The sequence below is a fragment of the Nocardioides sp. P5_C9_2 genome (assembly GCF_054049555.1).
The window spans coordinates 1-8217 of the sequence record NZ_JBFUMD010000133.1; the positions used below are offsets into that span (position 1 = coordinate 1).

7 protein-coding genes are annotated in these 8217 nt (G+C 72.2%); 4 read left to right on the top strand and 3 right to left on the bottom strand.

Going from position 1 to position 8217, the window contains the following annotated elements:
* Together ACXJKL_RS08830 and ACXJKL_RS08835 are read left to right on the top strand one after the other, a co-directional pair.
* On the top strand, nucleotides 1–671 hold a 671-nt coding region (locus ACXJKL_RS08830; RefSeq protein ID WP_457206691.1), incomplete at its 5' end, for an SDR family oxidoreductase.
* A gap of 1 nt (nucleotide 672) precedes the next feature.
* A complete protein-coding gene (locus ACXJKL_RS08835) occupies nucleotides 673–1557 on the top strand; it encodes a MaoC family dehydratase (protein ID WP_457206692.1) in 885 nt (294 codons plus the stop codon).
* A 6-nt stretch (nucleotides 1558–1563) separates the two neighbouring features.
* On the opposite strand, the gene ACXJKL_RS08840 is transcribed toward ACXJKL_RS08835, so the two are convergent.
* The 3 genes from ACXJKL_RS08840 to ACXJKL_RS08850 form a co-directional block, all read right to left on the bottom strand.
* Nucleotides 1564–2778 (bottom strand): peptidoglycan DD-metalloendopeptidase family protein, encoded by a 1215-nt coding sequence (locus tag ACXJKL_RS08840; RefSeq protein WP_457206693.1) that lies wholly within the window; start codon nucleotides 2776–2778, stop codon nucleotides 1564–1566.
* A gap of 178 nt (nucleotides 2779–2956) precedes the next feature.
* Entirely contained in the window at nucleotides 2957–3817 is an 861-nt protein-coding gene (locus ACXJKL_RS08845) for an acyl-CoA thioesterase (protein WP_457206694.1), read from the bottom strand.
* Entirely contained in the window at nucleotides 3817–4740 is a 924-nt protein-coding gene (locus ACXJKL_RS08850; protein ID WP_457206695.1) for a proteasome assembly chaperone family protein, read from the bottom strand. The genes ACXJKL_RS08845 and ACXJKL_RS08850 overlap by 1 nt, the downstream gene beginning before the upstream one ends.
* A 128-nt stretch (nucleotides 4741–4868) precedes the next feature.
* Between ACXJKL_RS08850 and ACXJKL_RS08855 the strand changes: the two genes are divergently transcribed.
* Nucleotides 4869–6080, top strand: a complete 1212-nt coding sequence (locus ACXJKL_RS08855) for a thiolase family protein (RefSeq protein ID WP_457206696.1) — start codon at nucleotides 4869–4871, stop codon at nucleotides 6078–6080.
* A gap of 11 nt (nucleotides 6081–6091) precedes the next feature.
* The gene (locus ACXJKL_RS08860; RefSeq protein WP_457206697.1) at nucleotides 6092–8179 is read left to right on the top strand and encodes a 3-hydroxyacyl-CoA dehydrogenase NAD-binding domain-containing protein; all 2088 of its coding nucleotides are present in this window, start codon (nucleotides 6092–6094) and stop codon (nucleotides 8177–8179) included.
* The last annotated feature ends 38 nt before the right edge of the window (nucleotides 8180–8217 follow it).

An 8217-nucleotide genomic window follows, 5' to 3' on the forward strand; every position in this document is an offset into this window, starting at 1 on the left:
CCCGGGTCCTGCACCGCGACGGGGCCACAGTGGTGGGCGTCGACGTCCCCCAGGCGGCCAGCGAGCTCCAGTCGCTGATGCGCGAGCTGGACGGCGACCACCTGGTCCTCGACATCACCGCCAAGGACGCACCCCAGCGGATCGCGCACCACCTGCGCACCGAGCACGGCGGCGTCGACGTGGTCGTGCACAACGCCGGGATCACCCGCGACAAGAGGCTCGCCAACATGGGCACCGACCGCTGGGAGAGCGTGATCGCGGTCAACCTCACCGCGCCGGAGCGCATCACCCGGGTGCTGCTGGAGGAGGGCGTCGTGCACGACAACGGCCGCATCGTCGGCGTGGCCTCCATCGCCGGCATCGCCGGCAACGTCGGCCAGACCAACTACGCCGCCTCCAAGGCGGGCGTGATCGGCCTCGTCGACAGCCTCGCCGACGAGCTCGAGAACGGCATCACGATCAACGCCGTCGCCCCCGGCTTCATCATCACCGCGATGACCGCGGCCGTCCCTTTCGCCACCCGCGAGGTGGGCCAGCGCCTCAACGCGATGAGCCAGGGCGGCCTCCCGGTCGACGTCGCCGAGACGATCGCCTGGTACGCCGACCCGCGCTCCACGGCCGTCAACGGCAACGTGGTCCGTGTCTGCGGCCAGATGATGCTGGGCGCCTGACGTGGCCACCCCCGGACCCACCCTCCTGACGGGGGAGCCGAGCGGCCTGCGCACCCTCGTGCGGGCAGCACTGCCCGCCGTTCCGGGCGTCAACCTGCTGCCGGGCGTCCGCAAGGGTCCCGTGTCGGAGTTCACCGGGCTCGCCTACGCCCGCCACGGCGTCGAGGTCCGCCGCCCGGACGTGGACGCGTACGCCGCGGTGTGCGGCTTCCCGCGCAAGGACACCGTGCCGCTGCCCTACCCGCACCTGCTGGCGTTCCCGCTGCACATGGCGATCATGGGCGACGCGACGTTCCCGTACCCCGCGATCGGCACCGTGCACCTGGAGAACGCGATCACCGCGCACCGGGCGATCGGCGTGGGTGAGGTGCTCGACCTGGTCACCGCCGTGGCCGCACCTCGACCGCACCCGAAGGGCAGCCTGCTCGACTTCGTCACCACGGTCACCGCCGCCGGGGAGACCGTCTGGKAGTCGACCTCGACGTACCTGCGCCGCGGTCCGGGCGACCCGGACGCGACCGGGGGGCTGGTCGTGACGGGTGCCCCCACCGGCGGGGTCGAGTGGCAGCTGCCGGCGGACCTCGGGCGGCGCTATGCCGCCGTCTCCGGCGACCACAACCCGATCCACCTCTACCCCCTGACGGCGAGGGCGCTCGGCTTCCGGCGCCAGATCGCCCACGGCATGTGGACGAAGGCGCGCTCGATCGCCGCCATCGAGAACCGCCTCCCCGAGGCGGTCACGGTGGCGGTGGCCTTCAGGAAGCCGGTCTTCCTGCCGGGGACGGTCGCCTTCGCCGACACCGTCGCCCAAGGGGTCCACACGTTCGCGCTCACCGACCCGCGGACCTCCTCGCCGCACCTGCTCGGTCGGGCCACGCCCGCCTGACGCGGGTCAGCGGCGCGGGCGGCCGAACCGGATGGTGGTGACGTCCATGCGCTGGCTGGTGGTCCCGGTGAGCATCGGCGCGGTCCGGCTCTGCACGAACGTCGCCGTCGTCGGGGTCCAGACGCCCAGGTCGGTGATCCCGTTGCCGTCCCAGTCGCCGGCGACCGGGAGGTCCCACGGGGCGCCCAGCGGCACCGCGGCGGTCCACACCCGCCCTTCGACGTCGACGACCCGCAGCACGAAGGTCGCGGTCGCCTGGTCGTACACCCCCACGTCGGTGACGCGGTCGCCGTTCCAGTCGCCCGTGACGGGGACGTCGTTGCTGTCGCCGAGCGGCACCTCGCCGTACGACCCGTCCGCGCGACGCAGGTAGAAGGCCGCGCTCGACGACCGGTGGACACCCACCTCGAAGATGCCGTCCCCGTTCCAGTCACCGGCCACGGGCCGGTCCGAGGGAAGGCCGAAGACGACCTTGCGGACGCCGGCGGGAGTCTGCAGCTTGAACGTGGACGCCCTGGCGACGCGGATGCCGACGTTGCTGGTCCCGTCACCGTCCCAGTCGCCGACCACCGGCTCGTCGACGGAGCGGCCGAAGGGGACGACCCGAGCCGTGCCGGCGGGGTCGTTGACCAGGAAGGTCGACCTCCTGGCCCGCCGGTAGACGCCGACCTCGGCGGCACCGTCGCCGACGAAGTTGCCCGCGATCGGCACGTCCACGCAGTTGGCGGAGGTCGCGGGGCCGTACCGGTACGGGGCCCTGGCGAACCACGCGGGGATGACCGAGCGCCCCGACCGCTCCTCGAAGTGCAGGTGGGTGCCGTGGGCGTTGCCGGTCGCCCCGACGGTGCCGAGCTGGGCACCCTGGTCGACACGCTGGCCGACGGTCACCACCACGGCCTCGAGGTGGGCGTAGACGGTGGACTCACCGTTCAGGTGGTCGATCACCACGTGGTGGCCGTAGCCGGAGCGGCCGGTGGCGTCGGCGGTCGTCACCACGCCGGGGGCGGCAGCGACCACGGCCGAGCCCGCGTCGTCGGCGCGGTTCCAGTCGATCGACCTGCTGCTGGGGCTGTGCGAGGCGCGCGTCGAGCCGGTCCACGTCTGTCCGCACGGGAAGGGCATCTGGTACGCCGTCAGCGGGGCGGCGAAGGCCGGCGTCGCGGTGGCGACGAGGGCGACCACCAGGGCGGCCGTCAGGGTGGGGCGGGTCAGGGGGCGCACGCGGGATCACTCTCGGTCACAGGAGGGCGGACGCCCGCGGCAGCCGACGGGTCACTTCCTCCTCAGAGGTCACAACCGCCACACGAGCGCTCAACCGTAACCATTTCCCGGCGTGTCTGTCACGAAATGTCGGGAATTACACCGCTGTAGTGCTATACGCCAGCGCACGCGGCGTTGCTCAGGTCGGGCGCAGGCGGATCAGGCCCTCCTGGGCGACCGTGGCCACCAGGGTCCCGTCCTCGGTGAAGACCCGGGCCGTGGCGAGCCCACGCCCGCCGACCGCGGTCGGGGACACCTGGTCGTACAGCCACCAGCGGTCCGCCCGGAACGGACGGTGGAACCACACGGTGTGGTCCAGCGAGGCCATCTGCATGCCGGGGGTGCCGAAGTGCACGCCGTGGGGCACGAGCGCCGCGCCGAGCAGGGTCAGGTCGCTGGCGTAGGTGAATGCCGCCCGGTGCGTCAGCGGGTCGTCGCCGAGGTCGCCGGCGATGCGCAGCCAGAGCCGGGCGCGGGCCGGGTGCTCGGGGTCCTCGGGCAGGCCCATGGTCGAGGTGCCGACGTAGCGGACGTCGAGGGCGGACCACTCCCGCTCCCACTCCCGACCGGCCTCCGGGCCCCGTTCCCGGGCCAGGTCAGCCATCCGGACGCCCCGGTCGGGACCGACGACGTCGGGCATGACGTCCTGGTGCTCGAAGCCCTCCTCGGGCTTCTGGAAGTTGGCCGTCAGGTAGTAGATGGGTCGGCCGTGCTGGCGGGCCATCACCCGACGGGTGGCGAAGGAGCGTCCGTCGCGGATCCGCTCGACGTCGTACACGATCGGCACGGCGGGGTCCCCGGGCCGCAGGAAGTAGGAGTGCAGGGAGTGCATGACGAACACGTCGTCGACGCTGCGGTTCGCCGCGACGACCGACTGGGCAGCGACCTGGCCCCCGAAGACCCGCTGACGGTTGGTGTCGGGCTGGAGCCCCCGGAACAGGTCCACGTCGAGCTGCTCGAGGACCAGCAGGGAGACGAGCTCCTCCGCCGAGCCGGCCATCAGTCCTGGCCCTTCTCGTCGTCGAGGCCCGCGAGGAACTGCTCGAACTGCTGGCCGATCTCCTCGCCGGTCGGCAGCGGCTGGTCGCTGGCCAGCAGCGAGCTGCCCGACTCCTCGGCGTCGCGGAAGGCGTCGTACTGGCGTTCGAGGCCCTGGACCACCTCGCTGACCTCGACGTGGGTCGACAGGTAGCGCTCGATCTCGGTCTCGGTGATCTCCCCCGCCTCGCGCAGCTCGGTGAGGTCGAGCACCAGGTGGCCGCCGAGCTCGAGCTGCTCGAGCAGCACGGTCGCGGCCTGGGGGTACTCCATCTGCGCGAGGTAGTGCGGGATGTGCACCACGTAGCCGAGCGCGTCGTGGCCCCACTCCCCCAGCCGGATCTCGAGCAGCGACTGCGCGCTCGACGGCACCCGGAGCTCGCCACGCCACGGGCTCTGCGAGGTGAGCAGCTCGGCGCGGTTGGCGTGCGGGGTGATCGCGATGGGTCGGGTGTGCGGCACGGCCATCGGCACGGCGCCGAGGCTGACGACGCGGCGTACGTCGAAGCGCTCCACCACCTCGCGCACGGCGCGCGCGAAGCCCTCCCAGCGGGTGTCGGGCTCGGGGCCGGTGAGCAGCAGGTACGGCGTGCCGCCGGTGTCGCGCAGGGCCCGGACGACCAGCCGGGGCGCCTCGTAGCCCTCGTAGTGGTCGCGCACGAACGACACCGGGGGACGCCGGGCCCGGTAGTCGTGGAGCGCGTCGACGTCGAAGGTCGCCACCACCCGTCCCTCCGACAACGCCTGCAGGTGGCGGGCCGCGACCTCCGCGGACTGTCCCGCGTCGAGGAACCCGGTCAGCACGACCACCATCGTGAGCCCGCCGGGGTCGGCGATCCCCTCGACGTCGTCGACGATGTGGACCAGCCGCGAGGGTTCTGACATGCCCCCAGCCTAGTGAGCGGTGCCGCGTGAGCGGGCACACACCCGGGTTGCCACCACGATCTTGTTACCGAAGGGTAACGTGGCGTCCTCCACACTCCCTCTCCCCATCGACCAGTCCAGGAGAACACGTGCCCCGTCAGCTGCGAGAGGTCGTCTTCGTCGACGGCGTGCGCACCCCGTTCGGCAAGGCCAAGGGCCAGTACGCCGAGACGCGCGCCGACGACCTCGTCATCAAGTGCATCCGCGAGCTCATGCGCCGCAACCCGTCGCTCCCGCCCGAGCGGGTCGACGAGGTCGCGGTCGCCGCCACCACCCAGATCGGCGACCAGGGCCTGACCATCGGTCGCACCGCCGCCCTGCTGGCCGGCCTGCCCCAGAGCGTGCCCGGCTTCGCCATCGACCGGATGTGCGCGGGCGCCATGACCGCCGTCACCACCACCGCCTCCGGCATCGCCTTCGGCGCCTACGACGTCGCCATCGCCGGCGGCGTCGAGCACATGGGCCGCCACCCCATGGGCGAGGGCGTGGACCCCAACCCGCGCATCCTCTCCGAGCGGATCGTCAACCCCGACGCGCTCGTGATGGGCAAGACCGCGGAGAACCTCCACGACCGCTACCCCTCGATCACCAAGGAGCGTGTCGACACCTACGCCGTGCGCTCCCAGCGCAAGACCAAGGCGGCGTACGACGCGGGCACGCTGCAGCGTGACCTCGTCCCGGTCGCGACCCGGTCCGCCGAAGCGGGCTGGGGCCTGGCCACCACCGACGAGCCGATGCGGCCCGAGACGACCATGGAGACGCTGGCGGGCCTCAAGACCCCGTTCCGCGCCCACGGCAAGGTGACGGCCGGCAATGCCGCGGGCATCAACGACGGCGCCACCGCCGCCCTGCTGGCCGACGAGGGGACCGCGCGCGAGCTCGGCCTCCCGGTCCGCATGCGCCTGGTGTCCTTCTCGTTCGTCGGCGTCGAGCCCGAGGTCATGGGCGCCGGTCCCATCCCGGCGACCGAGAAGGCGCTGTCCCAGGCCGGTCTCACCATCGACGACATCCAGGCCTTCGAGGTCAACGAGGCGTTCGCCGTGCAGGTGCTCGCCTTCCTCGAGCACTTCGGCATCGCCGACGACGACGTCCGGGTCAACCCCTACGGCGGCGCCATCGCCATGGGCCACCCGCTGGCCTCCTCGGGCGTGCGCCTGATGACCCAGCTCGCCCGCCAGTTCGAGGAGCGCCTCGAGGTCCGCTACGGCCTCACCACGATGTGCATCGGCATCGGCATGGGCGGCACCGTGATCTGGGAGAACCCGCACTGGGACGGCACCACCGAGGGAGACGACAAGTGAGCACGCCCGACATGACCAGCCTCCTCGCCCGCGCCGAGAAGATCTCCTCCGACGCCGAGCGCGTCACCGCGGCGCACCTGCGCAAGATCGCCCTGCCGACCGTCGACGGCGTGACCGCCACGATCGGCCTCATCACCCTCGACAACGGCGAGGACCACACCAAGCCGAACACCTTCGGCCCCCGCTCGCTGCTGGCCCTCAACACGGCCATCGACCAGGCGCTCGTGGACGACACGATCACCGCGATCGGCGTGACCGGCAAGCCGTTCATCCTGGCCGCGGGTGCCGACCTCACGTCGATCCAGGGCGGCGGCCCGGACGCCGTGCGCACCGTGGCCGAGCTCGGCCACGCGGTCTTCCGCAAGCTCGGTGAGGGCGGCAAGCCGTCCTTCGGGTTCATCAACGGGCTCGCGCTCGGCGGTGGCCTGGAGGTCGCGCTGCACTGCACCTATCGCACGGTCATGGACTCCGCGCCGGCCCTGGGCCTGCCCGAGGTCATGCTCGGGCTCGTCCCGGGCTGGGGCGGCGCCTACCTGGTGCCGCGGCTGATCGGCCCCGACAAGGCGGTCACCGTGATCCTGGAGAACCCGCTCAACAACGGCAGGACGCTGGGCGGCACGGCGGCGTACGACCTCGGTCTCGCGGACGCGGTCTTCGGCGGCGCCGACTTCCTCGAGCAGTCCCTGCTGTGGGCGGCGCGCGTCCTGGCCGGCTCGGTGAGCGTGGAGCGCCCCGAGGTCGACCGCGACGCCTGGGACGCCGCCATCGCGCGCGCCGAGGGCATCGTGGCCTCCAAGACCGGCGGCGCCTCCCCCGCGGCGAGGAAGGCCGTCGAGCTGATCGCCGGCGCCCGCGACGCCGACCGCGACGCGGGCTTCGCCGCCGAGGACGACGCCCTCGAGGCCATGTCGCGCACGCCGGAGCTGATCGCCAGCCTCTACGCGTTCGACCTGGTGCAGAAGCGGGCCAAGCGGCCCGCCGGAGCCCCCGACCGGTCGCTGGCCCGTCCGGTGACCAAGGTCGGCATCGTGGGCGCCGGCCTGATGGCCAGCCAGCTGGCGCTGCTGTTCGTACGCCGCCTCGAGGTGCCGGTGGTCCTCACCGACCTCGACCAGGAGCGTGCCGACAAGGGCGTCGCCTACGTGCACGCCGAGATCGACAAGCTGCTCGCCAAGGGCCGCGGCTACAACCAGGACAAGGCCAACCGGCACAAGGCCCTGGTCACCGGGGCCACCGACAAGCAGGTCGCGTTCGGCGACGCCGACTTCGTCATCGAGGCCGTCTTCGAGGAGATGTCGGTCAAGAAGACCGTCTTCGCCGACGTCGAGAAGGTCGTGTCGCCCGAGTGCGTGCTCGCGACCAACACCTCGTCGCTGTCGATCACCGAGATGGCCGCCGACCTCGAGCACCCCGAGCGGGTCGTGGGCTTCCACTTCTTCAACCCGGTCGCGGTGATGCCGCTGCTCGAGATCGTCCGGGGCGAGCGGACCGACGACGCCACCCTGGCCACCGCCTTCGCCACCGGCAAGGCGTTGAAGAAGACGACCATCCTGGTCAAGGACAGCCCGTCGTTCATCGTCAACCGCCTCCTGGGCCGCTTCATGGGCGAGGTCGGCCGGATCGTCGACGAGGGCACCCCGGTGACCGTCGCGGACGGCGCCTTCGCGGGCGTCGCCCCGATGCCGCCCTTCATGCTCCTGTCGCTGGTCGGTCCGGCGATCGCGCTGCACAACAACGAGACGCTGCACCGCGCCTTCCCGGACCGCTTCTACGTCTCCCCCGCGCTGGAGCGCGTGGTGGCGGCGCGGAAGACGTCCTACTACGCCCCCGACCTCTCCATCGACCCGGAGGTCCTCGAGCTCCTCGAGAAGCCGGAGTCGCCGGTGGAGCTCTCCGCTCCCGAGGTCCGGGAGCGGGTCCTCTCGGGCCTGGCCCAGGAGGCGCGGCTGATGCTCGACGAGGGCGTCGTCGCGGCTCCCGAGGACCTCGACCTGGCGATGATCACCGGCGCCGGGTTCTCGTTCTGGAACGGCGGCCTCACGATGCTGCTCGACATCTCGGGCATCTCCGAGAAGGTGAACGGCTCCCGCTTCCACTGATCGACCCGCACCACGGCGAGGGCGTCCGACCACACCGG

Coding starts and splice junctions, on each gene's coding strand:
- ACXJKL_RS08845 (WP_457206694.1), bottom strand. CDS start 3,817: ATGGCCGGCTCGGCGGAGGAGCTCGTCTCCCTGCTGGTCCTCGAGCAG.
- ACXJKL_RS08850 (WP_457206695.1), bottom strand. CDS start 4,740: ATGTCAGAACCCTCGCGGCTGGTCCACATCGTCGACGACGTCGAGGGG.
- ACXJKL_RS08860 (WP_457206697.1), top strand. CDS start 6,092: ATGACCAGCCTCCTCGCCCGCGCCGAGAAGATCTCCTCCGACGCCGAG.